Raw genomic sequence first — 23,621 nt, 5'->3', positions numbered from 1 at the left:
CCAAGTTTTTGGTGATATTATAATAGGTTGCTCGCTAATTCCGAAAGAGGACTTCGTTCTCCTTTTGTAAGATTGATATGAGCAAAGAGCTCTTGCCCACGCATACGGTCAATCATGTAAACCAGTCCGTTCGAGTGCATGTCAAGATAAGGCTGGTCTATTTGTTGAATATCGCCGGTAAAAATAATTTTGGTTTCTTCTCCGGCTCGTGTAATGATAGTCTTGATTTCGTGCGGTGTAAGGTTCTGAGCCTCATCCACAATAAAAAATGTATTGCTCAGACTTCGTCCGCGAATATACGCCAGTGCTTCTATAACCAGTTTCTGTTCGCGCTGCATTTCTTCTATTTTGTAGACTTCTTTTCCCTGATAATTAAACTGATGCTTAATAACATTCAGGTTGTCGAATAAAGGTTGCATGTAAGGAGATACTTTGCGCTTATCATCGCCGGGAAGGTAGCCTAAATCTTTATTTCCAAGAGCAACGATAGGGCGTGCAAGTAATACTTGCTGAAAATTTTCCTGTTGTTCCAAAGCAGCCGCAAGTGCCAATAGTGTTTTTCCGGTTCCTGATTTTCCCGTAAGAGCAACCAGTTTAATATTATTATCCAGCATCACGTTAAATGCAAAGGCTTGCTCTGCATTACGGGGTTCAATCCCAAATACCTTGTTCTTTTCAACCCGTTCAACTTTCTGAGAGAAAGAGTTATATCGAGCCAAAACGCCTGATTTACTGCTTTTAATGATGAAGCACTCGTTTGGCTCAATGTCGGAACTAAAACTGAACTTTTCCACCGGAATACCCTCTTTTGATTTATAGAGATCATCCACCAGGTGTGCTTCTATATGAGAGAATGTAGCATGTTTTTTATCGAAAATATCTGCGCTGGTAACCTTGTCTGAGATGTAATCTTCAGCAACAATTCCCAGTGATTTAGCTTTTAGTCGAAGGTTGATGTCTTTCGAAATGAAGATTGTATTCTTATATTTTTTCTGTAGTTGATAGGCTACCGCCAGAATGCGGTGATCGGGCGTTTTTTCAGAGAAAGTTTGTTGCAACGCTTCCGGATAATCGTATGAAGTTACGATATACAATTTACCCAAGCTGTCTCCAAGGCTTACTCCTTTGGTGAAAATCGAATTATCAGCCAGCAGATCAAGATCCCGGGAGAACTCTCGGGCATTAAAATTAATGTCATCATTTCCCTTTTTAAACTTGTCAAGCTCTTCGAGAACAGTTATCGGAATGTAAATATCATTTTCCTGAAAATTGTAGATGCATTTATAGTCATGTAGAATGACATTGGTGTCGAGGATAAACTTCTTGATAGCCATAGTAGTAAAATTTAGAAGAAATTAGAGTAGCTGTATCAGGACTGATTTGAAAAAATAGTATTCTGAATACAACAAGAACGTAAATGCTCGCTGTAAAGATAGCATTTTTTCTTATATTGAAGCTTTGATGCTACTTTTATGTGAATTTACGTTCTTGTAAGGTTTAATGACTTTCAAATTAGTCATTAAGCTCCGATTGCTTTATGTTTGATTCTTCAACCCAAGAGAAAGAAGGTCTTATTTTTGTTGAAGTATCGTGTCTATCTGAGCGATTTCTTCTTCAGACAGGCGCGGGTAGTGCAATGCGTCAATGTTATCCTGTAATTGTTTCAAAGAACTGGTGCCGACAATAACAGAGGTAACTGTCGGGTGTCGTAAGCACCAAATTAACGCCATTTGTGCCAACGTCTGGCCTCTCTGGATGGCAATGGAATTAAGAGCAGTAACTTTATCCAGAATTTCGGGCGATATCTGACTTCGTTGTAAAAAACCTGTTGACTTTGCAGCTCGTGAATTTTCGGGTATGCCGTGAAGATATTTGTCGGATAATACTCCCTGGTACAGAGGCGAAAAACCGATAAATCCTACGCCATGATCATCTGCTGCTTGTAGAATTCCTTCTTCTATGTCTCGTGATAACATGCTGTACCGGTCCTGATGGATCAGGCATGGAGTTCCATTTGCTTTCAGTAAGGAGTAGGCCTCAATTGTTTTATCCACAGGATATTTCGATATCCCGACATACAATGCTTTGCCCTGTTTTACTATGTCAGATAACGCATTCATAGTCTCTTCCAAAGGAGTATTCGGATCATACCGATGCGAATAGAAAATATCCACATAATCCAGCTTCATCCTTTTTAGACTTTGGTTTAGGCTGGCGATAAGATATTTTCGGGATCCTCCGTCGCCGTACGGGCCGGGCCACATTCTGTGTCCTGCTTTAGTGGATATAATCATCTCATCGCGGTATCCGGGTAAATAATGATGAAGAATCTTTCCGAAGTTTTCTTCAGCACTTCCTTCGGGAGGCCCATAGTTATTGGCAAGATCAAAGTGAGTTATGCCATTGTCGAATGCAAACTGGATCATTTTAGTTGCTTCGCTAAAATCGTCGACATCACCGAAGTTATGCCATAAACCTAATGATATCCGGGGTAGAACGAGGCCGCTTTTTCCGCACTGTACATAAGGAACTTTATTTTCGTAGCGGGTAGGTGAGGGTTGTGTTTCCATTGATAGGAGTGATTTGTTTGTATATGCACAAAAATACAATAAAAACGCAGAGTCTGGTGTGATAGAAATAAAAAACGGTACAAATTGAAATCCTTCAGTTTGTACCGTTTTGTCTGTTAATCAGAGATGGCTTTAGACCTTATTTTCCCGCAATTTCCATTGTGTCTGAAGCGATCATAAATTCTTCATCGGTGGGAACTACAATTACTTTTACAGCAGAATCAGGTGTGCTGATAATGTGTTCTTCGCCATGAACGGTAGCATTCACTTCCGGATCAATTTTGATGCCCAGAAATTCGAGGCCGGCGCATGACTGAAGTCTGGAGTTGTCTCCATTTTCGCCTACACCACCTGTAAATACTATAGCATCAGCTCCGCCTAAAGCAGCCATGTAAGCTCCGATATATTTCTTGATACGATAATGGTACATGTCCAGTGCCAGTTTGGCATGGTCATTACCATCCTTAACGGCTTTATTCACATCCCGCATATCCGAAGATACTCCGGAGATACCCAGTAATCCGCTGTGTTTGTTGAACAGGGTAGATGCCGAATCAGTGCCCAGCATTTCTTTATCCATCAGGAAAGTAACCACTCCAAGATCTATATCTCCGCAACGGGTTCCCATAAGCAGACCTTCTACCGGAGTAAAGCCCATTGATGTATCTACCGATTCGCCATTTTTGATGGCAGTAATTGAACCGCCATTACCAATATGGCACGTAATCAACTTTGAATTGTTTACGTCGAGACCAAGAAGTTCGCAGGCACGCTTTGAAACATAGCGGTGACTTGTGCCATGAAAGCCGTAACGACGGATTCCATATTTTTTGTAGAGCGAGTAGGGAATACCGTACATGTATGCATACGAAGGCATTGTCTGGTGGAATGCCGTGTCGAAAACGCCTACCTGAGGGACATTGGGCAATAACTCGCGAATAGCATTAATACCGGCCAAATTGGGCGGGTTGTGGAGTGGGGCAATCTCTATGCATTCTTCAATTTTTGAAATTACTTCGTCATTGATGAGTACGCTTTTGTTAAATGTTTCGCCACCATGCACCAAGCGGTGTCCAACGGCATCGATTTCATCAAGAGATTTGATAGCTCCATGTTTTTCGCTCAACAAAACGCCCAGAATGTATTCTACGGCTATTGAGTGAGTCAGGATTTCACCTTCAAGTGTAACTTTCTGTCCATCAGGACGAGTATGTTTCAGGAAAGATCCCTGCATTCCCAGTTTTTCAACGCCACCTTGTCCGAGAATGGTTTTGGATTCCATGTCGAACAGTTTATATTTAACGGAAGAACTTCCGCAATTCAGTACTAAAATCTTCATGTCTTTGATTTTAATGATTATTGGATGATTTTTCCGTTTTCATCATACTGATAAAAACCTTTTGCATTACGAATGCCATAATGTTTAGCACGATACAGGCGAAGCAAAAGCGGTGATGCCTTGTATTTAATGTTACCGTATTCGTTGAAAAGATTTTCCATCAGCGGCACAATTTTTTCAATTCCCAATTGATCGGCAGTACGGAAAACACCCTGACGGTGACCAAAACCGACGGTAAGTACTTTGTCAACATCGGCAACAGTAGAGATTCCTTCCATAACGATAGAACATGCTTCGTTGAGCATAATCAGAAACATACGGAGACTAACCAGCCCTACTGATTCCGATACTGAAATAAAATCGTAATTGATCAGTTCGGCAAAACGACATACTTTTTCAAAGGTGTTCTCTGAAGTATATAAACCTCTCACGATTTCCAAGACATGCGAGTCAGGAACGTTGGTAAGGAAATGTACTCCTATGCAGCGTTCCGGATGTTCCAGTTCGTTAGACAATTCGGTAACTACAATAGTAGAAACGTTAGAAGCAATAATCGCTTCAGAGTTGAGAACTCCTTCCAGTTTTTTGAATACTTCTTTACGGCGGTCAATGCTCCTGATACCGGTATGATCGTCGTAACGAATAGTTTCGATCACGAAATCACATCCTACAAAATCAGAATAATTCACGGTTCCTCTGATACGCGAAAGAATGGCCTTCTTTTCTGAGTTTGTCAGTCCCCAATTCATTACCCGGGCATCCAATTTCTTTTCAATTCTGGAATATGCATTGCTGATGCCTTCTTCTGTTGGTTCCAGAAAAACAACTTCCATACCACGGCTGGCAGCTATGGTAGCTATAATACTGCCATCTTTTCCACAGCCAACTACGCCTATTCTGGAAAACAGAGTGCGTTTGCGGTCTTTGTGGCTTAGTCCGTAATTTTCGATGGGTTCGTTAGGTAATTGTGACATAATATATATTTACAATTTATTCATTTACGAGGTACAAAGAAAATATTGTTCTGAACTCCATTGGTTTTATTAACAGATAGTTGATAACGTAATGGAATTTTGAAACAGTTTTTCAATGTTGTATCAATCTTTATTTTGCCTGTTTTACTCCGATGGCCTGATTTGCGGTAATGGCGATCATTTGTACAATGTCATTTACAGAGCAACCGCGCGACAAATCGTTAATAGGAGCTCCCATTCCCTGAAGAACCGGTCCGATAGCTTCTGCGTTACCGAGGCGTTGAACGAGTTTGTAGCCGATATTACCGGCCTGCAGATCGGGGAATACAAGAACATTGGCGTGACCGGCAACTTCGCTTCCCGGAGCTTTACTTTCGCCAACAGAAGGTACCAACGCTGCGTCAGCCTGAAGTTCGCCATCAATTTGTAAATCGGGTGCCATTTCCTGAGCAATGCGGGTTGCTTCTACCACTTTGTCTACTAATTCATGTTTGGCACTACCTTTTGTTGAGAAGCTGAGCATCGCAATCCTTGGCTCAAAGCCTCCGATAGTACGGGCTGTCTGCCCTGAAGTCACGGCAATTTCAGCAAGTTCTTGTGCGGTTGGGTTTGGGGTAACAGCCAGGTCGGCCATTAATACCAATCCGTTTTCACCGTAAGGGCTATTGGAAAACAAAAGTAATGCACCGGAAACAACAGATGTGCCGGGTTTTGTTTTGACAATTTGCAGAGCCGGACGCAACACATTTCCGGTGGTGTTTCTTGCGCCGGCAACTTCACCGTCAGCATCGCCGTTTTTAATCATCAGCGTTCCTATATATAAAGGATCTTTTGCCAGCTTCTGTGCTTGTTCCATAGTAAGACCCTTGGCTTTTCTTAATTCAAACAGAAGGTTGGTGTATTCTTCGTATTGTGTATAGTTTTCAGGATCGAGAATAGTCGCTTTATCAATGTTTTTTAATTGAAATTTAGCGGTTAAACTGTGGATTTCATCCGGATTACCGATCAGGGTGATATTGGCTGCTTTTTTCTCCAGGATTATATCTGCAGCCTGTAGAGTACGTTCCTCGGTTCCTTCGGGTAACACAATGTGCTGAACATTTTCCTGAGCCCGTTTCATGATTTCTTCCAACAATTTCATGACTATTTATTTTAATATTAGATATTTATATGTATAAATGTTGCTAAAATTTATTGATACAAAAGTACAATTAATCTTTTGCGTTGCAAAGTCCACATTGCAATTTTGTATCAAAAATATCAAATTGACATTGCAAAATATCAAAAACCTTATTTTTTATTATAATTACCTCGTATTTCTTTATCGTTAGGTAGTTTTTTTGTACCTTTGCAGGTCGAAAAGATACCATATTTATTCTATCTCTACGCTTTAATAATGGAACATAACAAACCGATGCATTTGGTGCTCGAAAATGGCACCACTTTTTACGGTAAGTCTTTCGGGTACGAAGAGCCAAGAGCCGGCGAAGTCGTCTTTAGTACGGCAATGGTTGGCTATCCTGAAAGCTTAACCGATCCTTCGTATTCGGGACAGATTCTCACTGTCACTTATCCGCTAGTTGGTAATTACGGAGTCCCGCAGGGCATTACAGAAAACGGCTTATCAACATTTTACGAATCGGAAATAATTCATGTCAGTGGCTTGATTATTTCCGATTATTCGTTTCAATACAGCCACTGGAACGCACAAAAAAGCCTTAGCGACTGGCTGAAAGAGAACAAAATCCCAGCAATTTATGGTGTTGACACCCGTGAACTGACTAAAATTATTCGCGAGTATGGTGCCATGAAAGGAAAACTTATTTTCCCCGACAAGGAAGATGTGGAATTTGTTGACACTGACAGCGAAAACCATGTTGCAAAAGTAAGCTGTAAAGAGGTAATTACATACGGCAACGGCAAGAAAAAAATTGTGTTGGTCGACTGTGGTGTAAAACACAATATTTTGCGCTGTTTCCTGAAACGTGACGTTACTCTGATTCGTGTTCCATGGGATTATGATTTCAATACCCTGGAATATGACGGATTGTTTATCTCAAATGGTCCGGGCAATCCTGCTTATTGTAACGTGACAGTGGAAAATATCCGCAAAGCAATGACAACAGACAAACCTATCTTTGGTATTTGCATGGGTAACCAATTGCTTTCAATTGCAGGTGGTGCAAAAACGTATAAGCTGAAATACGGCCACCGCAGTCATAACCAACCTGTGCGTATGGCTGGTACCAACCGTTGTTTTGTAACTTCGCAAAACCACGGTTATGCAGTTGACAATAATACACTGGGTAGCGACTGGGAACCTTTATTCATCAATTTGAATGATGGCACCAATGAAGGTATTCGCCATAAAACGAAACCTTATTTCTCTGCGCAGTTCCACCCGGAAGCTTCCAGTGGGCCAACCGACACTGAATTTTTATTTGATGAGTTCCTCAAATTAATTGACTAAGTGCAGTTAATTTCAGACTGTTGAAAATATGTGTTTTATAGCAAAAAGTCAAAACGAATAAAGTAACAATGAATATAAAAGACGACTTCTTGTCCACAGACAATACCCGATTGTCAATTAAAAAGGTTTTAATTCTCGGATCCGGAGCTTTGAAGATCGGAGAGGCCGGCGAATTCGATTATTCCGGCTCTCAGGCGTTGAAAGCGCTGAAAGAAGAAGGAATTGAAACGGTGCTCATCAATCCGAATATTGCTACCGTTCAGACTTCTGAAGGTGTGGCCGATAAAATCTATTTCTTGCCAATCACCCCGTTCTTTGTTGAAAAGGTAATCAAAAAAGAACAACCGGATGGGCTTTTACTCGCTTTCGGCGGCCAGACTGCTTTGAACTGCGGTGTAAAGCTTTTCGAATCGGGCATTCTTGAAAAATATAATCTGCGTGTGCTGGGAACTCCGGTTCAGGCCATTATCGATACGGAAGACCGCGAACTGTTCGTCAAAAAACTTGATCAGATTGATGTAAAAACCATCAAAAGTTTTGCAGTAGAAAATATGGCAGATGCCAAAACGGCTGCAAAAGATCTGGGTTATCCTATTATCGTCCGTGCAGCTTACGCTTTGGGCGGTTTGGGTAGCGGTTTCTGTAACAACGAGCAGGAACTTGAAGCGCTTGCCGAAAAGGCATTCAACTATTCTCCGCAGCTTTTGGTCGAAAAATCGCTGAAAGGTTGGAAGGAAATCGAATACGAAGTGGTTCGTGACCGTTACGATAACTGTATCACGGTTTGTAACATGGAAAATTTCGATCCACTGGGAATTCACACCGGTGAGAGTATCGTGGTTGCTCCATCGCAAACACTTACCAACAGCGAATACCACAAATTGCGTGAAATTGCCATCCGCATTGTACGCCATATCGGAATCGTAGGTGAATGTAATGTTCAATACGCATTTGACCCTGATTCGGAAGACTATCGCGTAATCGAAGTAAACGCCCGTTTGAGTCGTTCTTCGGCACTTGCATCGAAAGCAACCGGTTATCCTCTTGCTTTTGTTGCTGCAAAACTGGCTTTGGGTTATGGTTTGTTTGAACTGAAAAACTCGGTAACAAAAACTACTACTGCGTTTTTTGAACCCGCTTTGGACTACGTAGTGTGTAAGATACCTCGTTGGGACTTAGCAAAGTTTCACGGTGTTTCCCGTGAAATCGGCAGTAGCATGAAGAGTGTGGGGGAGGTGATGGCTATCGGTCGTACCTTCGAAGAGGCTCTGCAGAAAGGTTTGCGTATGATTCAACAGGGAATGCACGGTTTTGTTGCGAACAAAACGTTGTCGATCTCTGATATGAACAAAGCGCTCTCGGAACCTACCGACCGTCGTATTTTTTACCTGTCGCAGGCACTTCAGAGCGGATATACCATCGAAAAGATTCATAATCTCACAAAGATTGACAACTGGTTCCTCCAAAAACTTCAAAATATCGTTGATGTTGCCAAAGACCTGAAACTGACGGAATCGTTCAACGATTTGTCGGATGATCTTTTGTTGCGTGCAAAACAGATGGGTTTCTCTGACTTCCAGATTGCCCGCCTCATGTTTGATATTCACGAAAACAAATCGCATATTGGAGATGAAGTGCGTGCAGAACGTAAACGTCGTGGTATTTTACCGGTTGTAAAACAGATCGATACTCTTGCAGCCGAATATCCTGCACAGACCAATTACCTGTATATTACCTACAACGGCTCGGCAAACGATGTGAAATACCTTGGCGACCACCGTTCGGTTGTGGTTTTGGGTTCGGGAGCTTACCGTATCGGTAGTTCGGTAGAGTTCGACTGGTGTAGCGTAAACGCTTTGAATACGATCCGCAAACAGGGTCTGCGTTCGGTAATGATCAATTACAATCCGGAAACTGTTTCGACCGACTACGATATGTGCGACCGTCTTTATTTTGACGAGTTGACCTACGAACGTGTGATGGATATTTTGGAACTCGAAAACCCAATGGGAACCATTGTTTCTGTGGGAGGTCAGATTCCAAACAACCTGGCTGTTCGTATGTCGGATTCGGGCGTGAATATCCTTGGTACCAAAGCTCCCTCAATTGATAATGCAGAAGATCGTCACAAGTTCTCCAGTATGCTTGATGATCTGAAAATCGATCAGCCGCGTTGGCAGGAACTTCGTTCTCTGAGCGACATTACAGAGTTTGTAAAAAACGTCGGTTTCCCTGTATTGGTTCGTCCTTCTTACGTTCTTTCGGGTGCAGCAATGAATGTCTGCTCCAATCAGGAAGAGTTGGAAGAATTTCTTGAACTGGCAACTGAAGTGTCGCAGGAACATCCTGTGGTTGTTTCTGAATTTATTGAAAATGCCAAGGAAATCGAAATTGACGCTGTAGCGAATAACGGCGACATTGTGATCTATGCAATTTCGGAACACGTAGAATTTGCCGGTGTTCACTCTGGTGATGCTACCATTCAGTTCCCTCCGCAAAAGATCTATGTGGAGACCGTACGACGCATCAAGCAAATTGCCCGTCAGATTGCGAAATCGCTTAATATTTCGGGTCCGTTCAATATTCAGTTCCTTGCGAAGGATAATGACATTAAGGTCATAGAGTGCAATCTTCGCGCTTCGAGAAGCTTTCCGTTTGTTTCTAAGGTGTTGAAAATCAATTTTATTGATTTGGCTACTCAGGTAATGCTCGGTTTGAATCCTAAGAAACCTGAAAAGTCAGCATTCGATCTCGACTACGTGGGTATCAAAGCTTCTCAGTTCTCGTTCACCCGCCTGCAAAAAGCCGACCCTGTGCTTGGTGTCGACATGGCTTCGACCGGAGAAGTAGGGTGTATCGGTCACCAGTTTGACGATGCATTACTCACAGCAATGCTTTCTGTCGGCTATCGTATTCCGGAAAAGAACATCATGGTTTCTTCGGGAGAATCGAAATCGAAAGTGGCTATGTTAGATGCATGTCTTTTGTTATCGAAGAATGGTTACAACATTTATGCAACCCATGGCACACAGCAATTCCTGCAACAAAACGGCGTGGATGCGATAGATGTCAACTGGCCGGATGAAGACGGCGAACATAATGTGATGCAAATGATTGCCGATAAAAAATTCGATCTGGTCATTAACATTCCGAAGAATTTGACAAAGCGTGAGCTATCAAATGGCTATAAAATCCGTCGTGGAGCAATAGACTTCAACATTCCATTGATTACCAATGCCCGTTTGGCAAGTGCCTTTATCAAGGCATTCTGCAAAATCACGGCAGACGATATTGATATTCGGAACTGGGCAGAATACAAATAATTTTGCCAATTAGTTTTTACAAACAAACGGTGCAAAGTTCATCTGAATTTTGCACCGTTTTTGTATATTATTACTATCGGGTGATGCGACTTCCAAGTCGCATGATATAATACAAGTATCAAGTATTCATAGAGTCATACGCCGAACCCCAATCTGCTTTACACGCTACGATGAACCGAGGTAAAACTAAAATGCGTCAATTAAAAAGAAAAGATTACATTTTACAAATTTTTGTTGTTGCACGAGTCTTCTCGCGTAGCTATGGCAAACTTTCCTGATTTTACAGCCTGAAAACCTACGCTTTTTTAGATGCTGAGTTTTCTAATTTCTGTTTTTGGGGTTGTTAAATGATCTGGACATTTTGAAAAATTATTTCTACTTTTGACAAATAAATGCAGCCCGTTTTTAAGGTGCATTATCTTTTGAATGTGCGATCAATCTACATGCATTCCATTCACTTCAACTTAATTATGAAACACGTTCTTTTTCTTATCCTGACATTTCTCTTTTCATCACAGATTTTATCTTCTCAGAATTTACTGCCTCTTGAGTGGTCGCTCAAATTCGACTCGACTCCTACCGTGACGCACCCAATAAATTTACTTCTTTCATGGGAACGGCAGGGTGTATATGCCCGTGACGGAAAAGGTTGTCTCTCTTGTAATTTTGATTTAAATAAAGCACTACAAAAAAAGCCGTTGCTACTGAAGGTCGGATTGCAATGCCGTGTGGAAAAGATATTCGTAAATAACACACTGATAGGAGAAAATATTCCGGAGCATTTCTATTCAAACCGGAATTTGCAGAAAACGTATCTTCTACCGGAAGGTTGCTTAAACGACAATGACAAAAACCAGATTCGGATATACCTCTCGTCTCTTTCCTACACAGGAGGTGTCAGCCACAATTCATGCACGCTTTCGCCAGTAGACTCATCAAAATCAGTTCAGAGCGTAGCTATTCAAATGGATCCGTCTGACCATCTGTTTACCAGTAAATCCCCGGCTATCACCCTTCATTACAAAGTACACACAAAAACCACTCTTCGTTTGATTGTTAACAACGACTTTCACCGACATATTGTCGAACGAACATTTACCGTTTCGCCATCCGACACCATGTTAACGGTAAAGCTAAGCAAAGAGATCACTCAGCCGGGCTTTTACGAATGTATTGCCCTGTTGAAGGGACAAGACAACTTGGGCGATGTAGAGTGGTTAGCCTATCGGCCCGAGGAAATCAGATGTAAAGATACCCAACCCTCCGATTTTCGGTCGTTTTGGCAAGAGACTTTGACCGAACTGAAGAAAATCGACCCGCGGTTCGCCATGCATAAAATAGACAGTTTGAGCCGGGGGAAACGCGATGGTTATGTGATTGAGATGCAATCGCTGGGAGGACTGACCATTCGGGGTTACTACTTCGTGCCCCGGAAAGAAGGTCGCTTTCCGGCCATTCTTCATGTTCCGTATTACGGACAGGGATTTCAAAATGTGGATCAGTTTATCAACGGTGGCGACAATGTCATTGAGCTGGCACTTTGCGCGCGGGGTCACGGATTGAGCGCCGACAAATTCAACCCCGGATTTGGTATACCCGGAATATGGGGCTATAAACTATACAGCAAACAGGGAAATGCATACAGGGGTATTTATATGGATTGCGTCCGGGCTGTCGACTTTCTGTTTTCCCGACCAGAAACCGATACTTTACGTGTAGGGGTTCGTGGTGGCAGTCAGGGTGGGGGGCTTACGCTGGTTACTGCCGGTTTATGTGGTAAACGGATTGCCGCTTGTGCCTACTTCGATCCGTTTCCGTGCGATATCCACGATTTTATAAACATTCGTACTATCTGCCAGAAAGAGCTCAAAGGCTTTCTCGATTATTACCACAACCCGTGTTCTTTTGAAGAGGCACTAAAAGTACAGGATTTGATCAATACCAAAAATTTTGCATCATGGATTACCTGTCCGGTGCTTTTTACGACGGCCCTTTTTGACGATGACTGCCCGCCTCATGTCGGTTTTAGCGCTTACAATACTATTAAAAGTCCCAAAGAGTTCAAAATTTATCCTCGCGATTGTCATGTGGACGATAGACCTTACGGTGCGCTCAGTGAATGGCTAAAGAAAAAATTCGGATTGTAAATATTCGATCACCTTACCGATTTTACTGTTTGAGAACCTCGACTAAACAGGCAGAGGCTTCTAATTTTTGTTCATGCGATGCAGTTGCTTTGTTTTACCGCCCGGCTGATATTGTTTGTTTGCTCCAACGTGTGGCTTGGCCACACGATACGCTGCGCTAATCTTGCGGCGGCGAGAGGGTTTACCAATAAAACGGTGCAAAATTCATCTGAATTTTGCACCGTTTTTGTATATAGTTTCTGCCGGCTTTGGGCTTTTGGAAAACTTTGCGAACTTTGCAATAGAATCGGCCGAAACCCGCGGTTAAACCTAAAAAGCAGAAAATAATGGAAGTGCGCATTGAAGATAGCTGGAAGCAAAAACTTGCACCAGAATTTGATAAACCTTATTTCGAAGAATTGACTCGTTTTGTGAAGAATGAATACACCAACGGACGTGTTTATCCTCCGGCAAAACTGATCTTCAACGCGTTTGATTTATGTCCTTTCGATAATGTCAAAGTGGTTATAATAGGGCAGGATCCATACCATGGCCCCGGGCAGGCGCATGGTCTTTGCTTTTCGGTTCCCGAAGGCATTGACTTTCCTCCGTCTCTGGTAAATATTTTCAAAGAAATCAACGACGATCTGCACGTAGAAATACCTCAAAGCGGTAATCTGGAACGTTGGGCCAAGCAGGGCGTTTTATTGCTTAACGCAACATTGACGGTGAAAGCACATCAGGCAGGATCTCATCAGAATAAAGGCTGGGAACAGTTTACCGACGCAGCCATACGTGTTTTGAATGAAGAAAAAGAACATCTGGTATTCTTACTCTGGGGCTCTTACGCCCAACGCAAAGGAGAGTTTATTGACCGTAAACGTCACCTTGTACTTCAGTCTCCGCATCCATCTCCTTTGTCGGCTTATCGGGGGTTTTTCGGTAACGGTCATTTCAGCAAAGCAAATTCATATCTGGCAGAGAATGGGTTAGAGCCCATTAATTGGTAATCTCCGAAGTCATTTTTTACATTGAAAAGCCAGACCATCGGCTAATCGCTGTTTTTTCTGTTGCAAAGTTCTTGCTTTGGGCGTGAATCGTATTGTTTTTACGTTTTATTTCTTAAATTTGCCCATTAATACCGCAAATATTTATCATTTCCAAATCGCTGATGTACTTGTCAAAACCTATATTCAAACGGATTTTGTTGGCATTGATTGCAGTTGTCACCGGCAGTTGGCTTTTGATGTCTTGTATTACTTACAAAGACATTAATTATTTACAGCAGCCGAATCCGGATGTTATCAGGTATAAAGATTCTGTGCGTTTTGAAGATTATAAGTTGCAACCGGGCGACCGCCTTAGTATTGTCGTCCATTCTCTCAACGAAGAAACCAATAAGCTTTTTCAGGGCAGCGAAAATATGGATGGCTCCTCAGGCGGTGGATCAGCAAGCGATTTATTTACTTATAGAGTCGATGAAAATGGCGACCTTCTATTTCCTTACGTGGGGAAGGTGAAAGCCATGGACAAAACCTTGCGGGATGTAAAAGATGAATTAGAAAGCCGTACAAAGAACCAATTTGGCAACTGTTACGTTAGGGTCACTCTTGCCAATGCTTTCTTTAGCGTTATTGGCGAAGGCGGCAACGGGCGTTATCCTCTCATCAAAGAAAAACTGAATATTTTTGAAGCTCTGGCAATATCCGGTGATCTGAACTCATTGGCCAACAGGAAGCAGATTAAAATATTACGCCAGACACAATCAGGTACTGTAGTAAAGACGTTTGACGTACGGAGCAAGGATATTATGCACACCCAGTTTTACTATATTCAGCCCAATGATGTGATTTATGTGCAAAAACTTCCATCTCACTTTTTTGGTGTAACATCCTGGTCGTCATTACTTGGAACCGTCTCAACGACCATCTCTTTGTTGTTGTTGGGTATAAGTATTTCTAAATATTTTTAAGCATGGAAAGAATAAAACAAATTGCTATTTGGTCAATTGCAGCTTTGCTTTTGTTTAGCCTTGCTTCGTGTGTGACAAACTACACCACCCAATATCTTCAAACACGCAAAAACCTGCCTCAATACAGCAAAAAGGACTATCAATGGTATGTCTTGAAACCGAACGACCAAATCGCGGTTCGTGTACTTTCAATAAATGAAGATATAACGCGTTTGTTCCCTTCTTCGTCGGCATCGTCAGGACAGTCGGGTAGTGGAATGTCGTACAAAATTTATGCTGACAGTACAGTGGATTTGCCCTTCATCTCTCATTTGAAAATCGGAGGATTGACGTTGGAAGTGGCTAATCAGGTGATAGAAAAGAAAATACAAGAGTTTGACAAGAATGCGTCTGTGGTCATTGCCCTTAATAACGATGTGTTTTATATCATTGGAGAAGCCGGCAAGGGACAATTCCCAATTTATAAAGATAAGCTGACTATATTTCAGGCACTCGCTTTGGCAGGAGATATACGTACAAACGGAGACCGAGGAAAGATAAAGGTTATTCGTGAAACATCGAAAGGTCCTGTGGTAAAACAATTTGATATACGTTCAAATTCATTGCTCGATTCGGAGTATTACTATGTGTATCCGAATGATATAATCTATGTAAGTACAGCCCCCGGAAGTTTCTTCCGCATAGAGTCGTTCAGTTCTCTCATGTCGTTAGTTACAACCTCTGTTACTTTTCTGGTTTTGGTATTGAATACCATTAAATAAGTCAGTCCGATTAATTTTTTCATTTATGGAAACGAATAACAACAATCAATATCAAAACTATCCACTTTCCAACAGTGATATGGAAGAAGACGAATCCGGGTTCGACATCATTGAGTGGTTGTTTAAGATTCTGCGGCATTGGTATTTGTTTGTCATTGCGTTAGCCATAAGTTTAAGCGTTGCATTTATAGCAAACCGAACATGGAAACCATCTTATCAGGTGAGTGCCCGTGTAATTTTGGGAGGTGGTCAGGCATCAGCGTCGCAACAAATGGTGATGCAGGGTGTTAACCTTAATATGGCGTATAAAAACAATGATAACCAAATGATTATGTTTACGTCAAATGATTTGGTTGAACGGGCTATTAATAAAATAAACGCGAATGTTGATTACTATACAACCGGACATTTCAAGGTAAGCAATCTGTACGGTTATGCTCCGATTGAAATAAAAGGTGACAATATATCGGATGCTGTATCAGGATTGGAATTTGATTTTAGGGATATTGATGGCGTAACTTACGAGATAGCTCATCAAAAAGACAAACAACTTGGAGAGTTGCGCTATACCGGACGATATGGTTCACTTTTGAATACTCCTTATTTCTCTGTTGTTGTCAACAAGACGGATAATTTTGAACCGCGGAAGAAAATCAATTTTGCGTTTCTTTCCAATGCCTATCTAATTGATTATTTCACACCACGTATTTCCTTAAGTTTTGTTACTCAGAATTCTACGGTTTTGGCCGTATCTCTTGTTGGTACTGTTTATCAACGGGATATTGATTTTCTGAATGCTTTGTGTGACGAATTTTTATTGGATAACCTGAATCGTAAAAATGAAGAAGCAAACAGAACTATCTCGTTTATTGATAAACAATTAAGCGATATTTCAGATTCATTGAAAACCTCGGAGAGTCATCTGCAACATTTCAGGAAAGCTAATCAGATTCTTGATCTGAATGCATACGGTTCAACTATTTTAGGTCACCTGACATCGTATGATGAAAAACGATTGCAATACAACTTGAAAGAGTCGTACTTAAACTATCTGACAGACTACATAAAGAAGAATGTCAATAATCAGGAGTTGTTAACGCCGTCAAGTCTTGGTATTGTGGATCCGGTGCTTACAGGCTTACTGACGCAGTATAATGAAACGATTCGGAAATTACTTCAAACCACACCTCAAAATCCTTTTTACGCCAAATATCAGGAGGAACTAAATAAACTGAAAGGTTCTCTCACGGATGCATTGCGCAATGTACGTGCGGCTTTTTCTATAGAGAAAAAAGATATTGACACACAATCGCGTAAAGCATCAGGGCAACTTGCGACTTTGCCTGACATCGAAACGCAGATGAATAGTTTTGAGCGTCAGTTCAAGATGAACGATACATATTACACGTATTTACTGCAAAAGCGTGCCGAAGCTCAGATTCAACGTGCTTCTAATGTGCCTGATAATACCATACTGGAACGTGCCAGAATGATATCTATCACCAATGGGGGTGACAAAAAGAAAAGCATGATGATGGCCTTGGCTTTGGGGCTAATCATTCCTTTATTGATCATCATTCTGAAGGAATATCTGAAAACCAAAGTAATGGATAAGCGGGACATTGAAAAGTTGTCTCCGTTCCCGTATATTGGTAGTTTGCCACATGCTACTCATGATGACGCTACTATTACGGTGCTTAAAAGGCCCAAATCAGCCATTGCTGAAGCATATAGAATGGTTCGAACCAGAATTAAGTTCGTTTCAAGGCAAATGGATGCTTCATGTGTAATTGTTACTTCAACCGAATCAGGTGATGGTAAAACTCATTTTTGTCTTAATTACGCCAGTATGTGCGCCATGACGGGAGAACCTACTATTTTGGTTGATATGGACTTACGTAAACCGTCAGTATCCAAACGGTTATCACTTGAAAATGAGACAGGCATCACAAATTGTATGCTGGGGCAGGTGACATTGGACGAGGCAATTATAAAGAAATCACCGGAAATCAATTTCGATTTGCTGCTGGCCGGCACTATACCTCCAAATCCGGGCGAAATGATACGTTCGCCAAAAATGCTTGAATTGATTAAAGAGTTGAAAAGTCGTTACCATTACGTGATTATTGATACCAGTCCTGTAGGGATTGTTTCGGATGCATATCCGCTGGCGCCCATTTCAGATTGTGTGATTTATATTACCAGAAGCAGAAAAACAAATAAAAAATTCTTCAAGTCGGTTATTAATCAATTAAAAACGGACAGGATGCAACATGTCGGAGTTGTGTTGAATGATATCGATGCTAAAACCGGAGGGTACGGATACAATTATAGCTACCAACGTTACGGTTATGGCACTTACGGTAATAATCCGGTTACAAAAGATTATATTAAAGACTATTACGAAGAAGAATAATAAGGAATTAAAATGAAACGAACATGTTGCTTCACAATGTCCAAAACTAATGTGATAATTTCCAGTAACATGAAGTTCCATACATCCTTAGATGAAATAATAATTATAGTATGAAATTAAACTTGGAGAAAACGCATATTGCTGTTATTGGCCTGGGATATGTGGGGTTGCCATTGGCAATAGAATTTGGCAAAAAATATGATGTTATCGGATTTGACATCAATACAAGCCGGGTTGATGAGCTTAGCAGATGTGAAGATCATACACGGGAAGCCAATATTGAGGATCTTAAGCAAGCATCAGAATTGAAAAAGGCAGGAAGTGCCATTGGATTATCTTTCAGTTCGAATATTAACGATCTCAGGGGTGCTACTGTATTCATAGTGACAGTTCCGACTCCCATTGATGCGTTTAATAACCCGGACTTAACGCCATTGATTAAAGCAAGTGGTACGGTGGGAAGTGTACTGAAAAAAGGCGATGTGGTTATTTATGAATCAACAGTATATCCCGGATGCACAGAAGAAGATTGTGTGCCGGTATTAGAAAAACAATCGGGACTGAAATTCAATGTTGATTTCTTTTGCGGCTATTCTCCCGAGAGAATTAATCCGGGCGATAAAGTTAATACGCTTACCAAGATAAAAAAGATAACTTCGGGCTCTACTCCTGAGGTAGGCGACTTTGTGGATGCCCTTTATGCCTCTATTATTGAAGCCGGCACTCATAAGGCTCCCAATCTGAAAGTGGCAGAGGCTGCTAAAGCAATTGAAAATGCACAGCGAGATGTAAACATCTCATTTGTAAATGAATTGGCTTTGATTTTTGACCGTGTTGGCATTGATACTGCCGACGTGATTGAAGCAGCAGGCACAAAATGGAACTTTCTGAAATACAAACCGGGATTGGTAGGAGGTCATTGTATCGGAGTTGATCCGTACTACCTTGCACATAAATCAAAAGCGCTCGGGTATGATCCTCAGGTTATTTTATCAGGTCGCCGTGTGAACAATAGCATTGCCGATTTTATAGCAAATAAAGTGCTCAAACTGATGATTCAAAAAGATCATAAGATTAAGCATTCCAAGGCATTGATTCTTGGTTTTACGTTTAAGGAAAATTGTCCTGACGTGAGAAATACCAAAGTAATTGATATTTACAAAGAGCTGAAGGAATTCGGTTTAATAGTAGATGTTTATGATCCCTGGGCGAATGCGGAAGAAGTTAAACGGGAATATGATTTGGATTTGTTGCCAGAGTTAGACCCGTCAATACCTTACGAGGCAATTGTAGTTGCTGTAGAGCACCGCGAATTCAAGGACATAGATTATAAAAAATACAAAGATTCGGGAGCTGTCATTTTTGATGTCAAAGGTTTCGTGGACAGGAGCTTAGTTGATGCCCGTTTGTAATAAACGCAATTTGTAACAATACAAGATCAGAACATGCAAATAGCAATTGTAGGAACCGGATATGTGGGGTTGGTTTCAGGAGCCTGTTTTGCCGAAATGGGCGTAGAGGTAACCTGTGTGGATATTGATATACAGAAAATTGAGAATCTCAAAAAAGGGATTATTCCGATATATGAACCGGGGCTGGACGAAATGGTCATTCGGAATATCAAGGCGGGGCGATTGCAGTTTTCGACATCGTTGCCGGAGGTTCTGAACGATGTTGAAGTTGTTTTTAGCGCTGTAGGAACGCCTCCGGATAAAGATGGAAGCGCTGATTTACAATACGTTTATGAGGTAGCGCGCACAATTGGCTGCAACATGAATAAATATGTTTGTGTCGTTACCAAAAGTACGGTTCCTGTAGGTACTGCTTATCAGGTGAAAGCCATTATTCAGGAAGAATTAGACAAACGTGGAGTTAATATTCCGTTTGATGTAGCCTCTAATCCTGAATTTTTGAAGGAAGGTGATGCTATAAACGACTTTATGAGTCCGGACAGGGTAGTGGTAGGTATTGAATCCGACCGTACGCAAAAGCTTATGACCCAGTTGTATCGTCCGTTCTTACTGAATAATTTCCGGGTTATTTTCATGGACATTCCTTCTGCAGAGATGACAAAATACGCTGCAAATGCTATGTTGGCAACACGTATCAGCTTTATGAACGATATAGCCAATCTCTGCGAAAGAGTAGGAGCGGACGTGAACATGGTTCGAAAAGGAATCAGCTCGGACAATCGCATTGGTACGAAGTTTCTTTATTCCGGTATCGGATATGGGGGTTCGTGTTTTCCTAAAGATGTGAGAGCTTTGATAAAAATAGCTGAAAAAGAAGGGTATACAATGCGGGTGTTGCAATCTGTTGATGAAGTAAATGAACTGCAGAAAGAGGTATTATACACCAAACTTCATACGCTCATTCCTAATGGGTCATTGAAAGGGAAAACCGTTGCTTTATGGGGATTGTCGTTCAAACCAAATACCGATGATATGCGTGAAGCGCCATCGTTGGTATTGATCCGTAAACTATTGAATGCAGGATGCAATATTCGTGCATTTGACCCTGTGGCTGTCGAAGAAGCGCAAAAGGCCATTGAAAGGAGCAATATTGATCCGGTTTTGAAAGAACGAATTTACTTTGCTGCTGATATTTACGATACGGTCAATGATGCAGACGCTCTTATGCTGGTTACCGAATGGAAAGAATTCAGAATGCCCAATTGGGATATTGTTAAGAAACTGATGAAGAACCATATAGTGCTTGATGGCCGTAATATCTATGACAAAAAAGAGATGTCGGAACTGGGATTTACGTATATGGGAGTAGGGGTTTAATTTCGTCCTTTCAACATGATATTATTACAGAAACAAGATTATTATAAAGTTACAGAGCATCTTCAACAGATAGCTGTAAACCATCTTTTTGCACGATTTATTATAGAGCAAAAAGTTGATGGAAAGGTCTTTGTGGATAATCCCGAAAATCCTACATCGTTCTACATTCTGCATCCCTATTCCATGTCATTATTGTTTGGAAATGTGGATAATAAAGAGTTCAACAAAAACCTTGTCGATTACCTGTTGAATACGAATAAACAAAGGCAAAGGTATGAATGGCTTCAGGCACCAGAAACGAAATGGCAGGCATTCCTTTCGGAAACTTTTGGAGATCGTTTTATTGCAGTGGAGGAAAATCGTGGAGCTGTCAATGATAAAATTGAAATCACCACTCGGGTAAATTTCAAATTCAATAAAGCGAAATTTGATGCCATTAGTGCAATGACTCCTATTGATAAGCAGGTGGTTAGAACCGAAACAGCGCATTATGATGCCATTCATGGAGCTGTAATACCGGAAAATTTTTGGAATACCAGTGACGACTTCTTTCAAAATGGAGTAGGCTTTACGTCATTATCCGATAATGAAGTGGCATCTACGGCTTTTTCTTCATTTATTTTCGACGATACACTTGAAATCGGAATTGAAACCACCCAACCGTATAAAGGAAAGGGTTATGCTTTTGCAGCTTGTTCTGCTTTGATAAACTATTGTATTGAAAATAATTATGAACCGATTTGGTCTTGTAAAAAGGATAATATTGGTTCGTATCGGTTGGCTTGCAGGCTTGGATTTGAACCAACGCTCACCTTACCATTTTACAGGTTGAATTATTAAGAGGTACAAAGCAGTATGAAAAAAATATTGTTGTTGATAAGTATTGTTGCTTTAAGCTCAATCGTTAATGCTCAAAAAGCAAAGACGGCAAAAGCGACGGTATCAGATAAAGTCATCACTGAATGGTTCAACAAAGGCGACTGGAAAGGCGGATTCAAGGCACAGCCAGCACCATCGGTTGATAAAGCCTTGCTTTACGATCATTACAAAAAACATCCCGAACGTTGGCAAAAGGTATTTGACTACCTAAACAATAATGACCTGATGAAGTTGCCTTTGGGAAATAGCAATCTTGATGACAATATTATAGTGAAAGTTCAGGAATATACCACGCATGAATTTGGCAATCAGGTTTTAGAAGTGCATCGGAAATATATTGATTTTCAGTATGTCATTACCGGATGTGAGTTTATGGGTTGTGGCAAATTATCAGAAGCCAAAGAGGTATCTCCTTTCAACGAAAAGAAAGACTGGGGTGGCTACAACTTGCCGATTTTACCGTATTATGTAGCAAATTCAGGCTATTTCTTTATCTTCTTCCCGCAACAGGTACATCTTACAAACCTGCAAGTGGGTGATAAAGCTCCGGTACGAAAAATTGTTTTTAAAATTAAAGTGGATTAAACGTGCAAAGTTTCCTGGAGTTGGCCGAAAAGCGACAGAGCGACAGAATGTATAATGATCAGCCTGTTGAAAAGGAAAAGCTTGAACGCATTTTAGAGGCGGCAAGGTTATCTCCGTCTGCATGTAACGGACAACCGTGGAAAATTATAGTAGTTGACAATTTCGAACTAAAAAACAAAATTGCTGATGCTACATCCAGCAAAGCGTTAGGATTTAATCATTTTACAAAACAGGCACCGATCCATTTGGTAATCGTAGAAGAAAGCACCAACTTTTCATCCAAGATAGGAGGATTGATAAAGCGCAGACATTATCCGGATACGGATCTGGGTATTCTGGCAAGCCACATTACCTTAGCAGCGACTGATGAAGGTTTGGGATCATGTGTCATAGGCTGGCTTAACGAAAAGAAAGTTCGGAAATTATTGAAAATTCCCGCATCCAGAAGAGTTGCCTTGTTGATATTGTTAGGTTATCCAAAGGCGGCTCATCGGGAAAAAATACGAAAATCCATCACAGACATTGTTTCGTATAATATATATTGATGAAGTGGACATGAAAATATGTCGGTTAATATAATGTTCAATTGTTTAATTTTCAATTAATAATGATTGGCTATGAAAAGTATTAAAGGAACACGTACAGAACAAAACCTGCTGAAATCATTTGCAGGTGAATCGCAAGCCCGTAATCGTTACACTTACTTTGCAAGCGTGGCAAAGAAAGAGGGATACGAGCAAATTGCTGCCATTTTTGAAGAGACAGCAAATCAGGAAAAAGAACATGCAAAACGTATGTTTAAGTTCCTTGAAGGTGGAATGGTTGAGATAACTGCGACTTATCCTGCCGGTGTAATCAGTACTACTGCCGAAAACCTGAAAGAAGCAGCCGGAGGCGAACACGAAGAATGGAGCGAACTTTATCCTTTCTTTGCCCAGATTGCAGATGAGGAAGGATTTCCTCAGATTGCAGCCATGTATCGGATGATTAGCGTTGCGGAAAAGGGTCATGAAGAACGTTATCTTGCCTTTTTGCATAACATTGAAGCTAATGAAGTTTTTGAAAAAACGGATGAAGTAACCTGGCAATGCCGGAACTGTGGTTATGTTCATACGGGTACAACACCTCCTGAAATTTGTCCTGCATGTCTCCATCCGCAAGCTTATTTTGAAGTGATAAAAGAAAATTACTAAAGCTTATCGTTGTTTAAAATTTAAAATTTTACATCTTAGCCCCTGATAATTTATATTATCAGGGGCTTTTTGTATTTATTTATCATTTATTACACATGGTAGAGGGGATTATAAAGCAATGAAATATTAAATAATTATATTGTATAAAAAGTTAATATACAATTATATAAGTACTATTTTGTTTTGCTTGTGGGGTTAAAGTAGGGGTGCCTTTATTTTGTATT

18 protein-coding genes are annotated in these 23,621 nt (G+C 41.0%); 13 read left to right on the top strand and 5 right to left on the bottom strand.

The genetic code is table 11. The annotated features are described in order from the left end of the window. Positions 1–17 precede the first annotated feature (17 nt). The 5 genes from F8N35_RS12150 to pta all read right to left on the bottom strand — a co-directional run bounded on the left by F8N35_RS12150 (position 18) and on the right by pta (position 6,024). Positions 18–1,334: a PhoH family protein gene (locus F8N35_RS12150; protein ID WP_293053367.1), complete on the bottom strand. Its 1,317-nt coding sequence runs from the start codon at positions 1,332–1,334 to the stop codon at positions 18–20. A 237-nt stretch (positions 1,335–1,571) separates the two neighbouring features. Continuing rightward, the gene (locus F8N35_RS12145) at positions 1,572–2,570 is read right to left on the bottom strand and encodes an aldo/keto reductase (RefSeq protein WP_293053365.1); all 999 of its coding nucleotides are present in this window, start codon (positions 2,568–2,570) and stop codon (positions 1,572–1,574) included. A gap of 139 nt (positions 2,571–2,709) precedes the next feature. Beyond that, a complete protein-coding gene (locus tag F8N35_RS12140; RefSeq protein WP_293053362.1) occupies positions 2,710–3,909 on the bottom strand; it encodes an acetate kinase in 1,200 nt (399 codons plus the stop codon). A gap of 17 nt (positions 3,910–3,926) precedes the next feature. Next, the gene (locus F8N35_RS12135; RefSeq protein ID WP_293053359.1) at positions 3,927–4,883 is read right to left on the bottom strand and encodes a 3-hydroxyacyl-CoA dehydrogenase family protein; all 957 of its coding nucleotides are present in this window, start codon (positions 4,881–4,883) and stop codon (positions 3,927–3,929) included. Positions 4,884–5,013: 130 nt separating this feature from the next. Then, positions 5,014–6,024: a phosphate acetyltransferase gene (pta, locus tag F8N35_RS12130; protein ID WP_293053356.1), complete on the bottom strand. Its 1,011-nt coding sequence runs from the start codon at positions 6,022–6,024 to the stop codon at positions 5,014–5,016. A gap of 255 nt (positions 6,025–6,279) precedes the next feature. On the opposite strand from pta, the gene carA reads away from it, so the two are divergent. The 13 genes from carA to rbr all read left to right on the top strand — a co-directional run bounded on the left by carA (position 6,280) and on the right by rbr (position 23,397). Further along, positions 6,280–7,353, top strand: a complete 1,074-nt coding sequence (carA, locus tag F8N35_RS12125; RefSeq protein ID WP_293053353.1) for a glutamine-hydrolyzing carbamoyl-phosphate synthase small subunit — start codon at positions 6,280–6,282, stop codon at positions 7,351–7,353. A 68-nt stretch (positions 7,354–7,421) separates the two neighbouring features. Then, positions 7,422–10,676 carry a carbamoyl-phosphate synthase (glutamine-hydrolyzing) large subunit gene (gene carB, locus F8N35_RS12120; protein WP_293053350.1) on the top strand — a complete coding sequence of 1,085 codons (3,255 nt, stop codon included), beginning with the start codon at positions 7,422–7,424 and terminating at the stop codon, positions 10,674–10,676. 470 nt (positions 10,677–11,146) lie between these two features. Continuing rightward, complete coding sequence (locus F8N35_RS12115) at positions 11,147–12,823, top strand: acetylxylan esterase (RefSeq protein ID WP_293053346.1); 1,677 nt, start codon at positions 11,147–11,149, stop codon at positions 12,821–12,823. Positions 12,824–13,149: 326 nt separating this feature from the next. Next, positions 13,150–13,812 carry a uracil-DNA glycosylase gene (gene ung, locus F8N35_RS12110; protein WP_293053343.1) on the top strand — a complete coding sequence of 221 codons (663 nt, stop codon included), beginning with the start codon at positions 13,150–13,152 and terminating at the stop codon, positions 13,810–13,812. Positions 13,813–13,979: 167 nt separating this feature from the next. Then, entirely contained in the window at positions 13,980–14,774 is a 795-nt protein-coding gene (locus F8N35_RS12105; protein WP_293053341.1) for a polysaccharide biosynthesis/export family protein, read from the top strand. Positions 14,775–14,776: 2 nt separating this feature from the next. Next, on the top strand, positions 14,777–15,535 hold the full coding sequence (locus F8N35_RS12100; protein WP_293053339.1) for a polysaccharide biosynthesis/export family protein: 759 nt from the start codon (positions 14,777–14,779) through the stop codon (positions 15,533–15,535). Between the two features lie 25 nt (positions 15,536–15,560). Beyond that, positions 15,561–17,951: a polysaccharide biosynthesis tyrosine autokinase gene (locus F8N35_RS12095; RefSeq protein ID WP_293053338.1), complete on the top strand. Its 2,391-nt coding sequence runs from the start codon at positions 15,561–15,563 to the stop codon at positions 17,949–17,951. A gap of 122 nt (positions 17,952–18,073) precedes the next feature. Then, the gene (locus F8N35_RS12090) at positions 18,074–19,363 is read left to right on the top strand and encodes a nucleotide sugar dehydrogenase (RefSeq protein WP_293053658.1); all 1,290 of its coding nucleotides are present in this window, start codon (positions 18,074–18,076) and stop codon (positions 19,361–19,363) included. 33 nt (positions 19,364–19,396) lie between these two features. Then, positions 19,397–20,740, top strand: coding sequence for a UDP-glucose/GDP-mannose dehydrogenase family protein (locus F8N35_RS12085; protein ID WP_293053337.1), 1,344 nt, complete (start codon positions 19,397–19,399; stop codon positions 20,738–20,740). Positions 20,741–20,755: 15 nt separating this feature from the next. Then, complete coding sequence (locus F8N35_RS12080; protein WP_293053335.1) at positions 20,756–21,580, top strand: GNAT family N-acetyltransferase; 825 nt, start codon at positions 20,756–20,758, stop codon at positions 21,578–21,580. Positions 21,581–21,595: 15 nt separating this feature from the next. Beyond that, entirely contained in the window at positions 21,596–22,204 is a 609-nt protein-coding gene (locus F8N35_RS12075) for a YhcH/YjgK/YiaL family protein (protein ID WP_293053333.1), read from the top strand. 2 nt (positions 22,205–22,206) lie between these two features. Beyond that, positions 22,207–22,749 (top strand): nitroreductase family protein, encoded by a 543-nt coding sequence (locus F8N35_RS12070; RefSeq protein WP_293053331.1) that lies wholly within the window; start codon positions 22,207–22,209, stop codon positions 22,747–22,749. Between the two features lie 72 nt (positions 22,750–22,821). Further along, positions 22,822–23,397: a rubrerythrin gene (rbr, locus tag F8N35_RS12065; protein ID WP_293053329.1), complete on the top strand. Its 576-nt coding sequence runs from the start codon at positions 22,822–22,824 to the stop codon at positions 23,395–23,397. Positions 23,398–23,621: the final 224 nt, after the last annotated feature.

Source organism: Paludibacter sp., assembly GCF_009712605.1.
Classification (GTDB): Bacteria; Bacteroidota; Bacteroidia; order Bacteroidales; family Paludibacteraceae; genus Microbacter.
The sequence above is the reverse complement of the archived record's forward strand: the minus strand, read 5'-3'. Positions and strand labels throughout refer to the sequence as shown.

Bases quoted from the DNA above. Each gene is read 5' to 3' on its own strand.
- F8N35_RS12150 (WP_293053367.1), bottom strand. From the start codon at position 1,334: ATGGCTATCAAGAAGTTTATCCTCGACACCAATGTCATTCTACATGAC.
- F8N35_RS12145 (WP_293053365.1), bottom strand. From the start codon at position 2,570: ATGGAAACACAACCCTCACCTACCCGCTACGAAAATAAAGTTCCTTAT.
- F8N35_RS12140 (WP_293053362.1), bottom strand. From the start codon at position 3,909: ATGAAGATTTTAGTACTGAATTGCGGAAGTTCTTCCGTTAAATATAAA.
- F8N35_RS12135 (WP_293053359.1), bottom strand. From the start codon at position 4,883: ATGTCACAATTACCTAACGAACCCATCGAAAATTACGGACTAAGCCAC.
- pta (WP_293053356.1), bottom strand. From the start codon at position 6,024: ATGAAATTGTTGGAAGAAATCATGAAACGGGCTCAGGAAAATGTTCAG.
- carA (WP_293053353.1), top strand. From the start codon at position 6,280: ATGGAACATAACAAACCGATGCATTTGGTGCTCGAAAATGGCACCACT.
- carB (WP_293053350.1), top strand. From the start codon at position 7,422: ATGAATATAAAAGACGACTTCTTGTCCACAGACAATACCCGATTGTCA.
- F8N35_RS12115 (WP_293053346.1), top strand. From the start codon at position 11,147: ATGAAACACGTTCTTTTTCTTATCCTGACATTTCTCTTTTCATCACAG.
- ung (WP_293053343.1), top strand. From the start codon at position 13,150: ATGGAAGTGCGCATTGAAGATAGCTGGAAGCAAAAACTTGCACCAGAA.
- F8N35_RS12100 (WP_293053339.1), top strand. From the start codon at position 14,777: ATGGAAAGAATAAAACAAATTGCTATTTGGTCAATTGCAGCTTTGCTT.
- F8N35_RS12095 (WP_293053338.1), top strand. From the start codon at position 15,561: ATGGAAACGAATAACAACAATCAATATCAAAACTATCCACTTTCCAAC.
- F8N35_RS12085 (WP_293053337.1), top strand. From the start codon at position 19,397: ATGCAAATAGCAATTGTAGGAACCGGATATGTGGGGTTGGTTTCAGGA.
- F8N35_RS12080 (WP_293053335.1), top strand. From the start codon at position 20,756: ATGATATTATTACAGAAACAAGATTATTATAAAGTTACAGAGCATCTT.
- F8N35_RS12075 (WP_293053333.1), top strand. From the start codon at position 21,596: ATGAAAAAAATATTGTTGTTGATAAGTATTGTTGCTTTAAGCTCAATC.
- rbr (WP_293053329.1), top strand. From the start codon at position 22,822: ATGAAAAGTATTAAAGGAACACGTACAGAACAAAACCTGCTGAAATCA.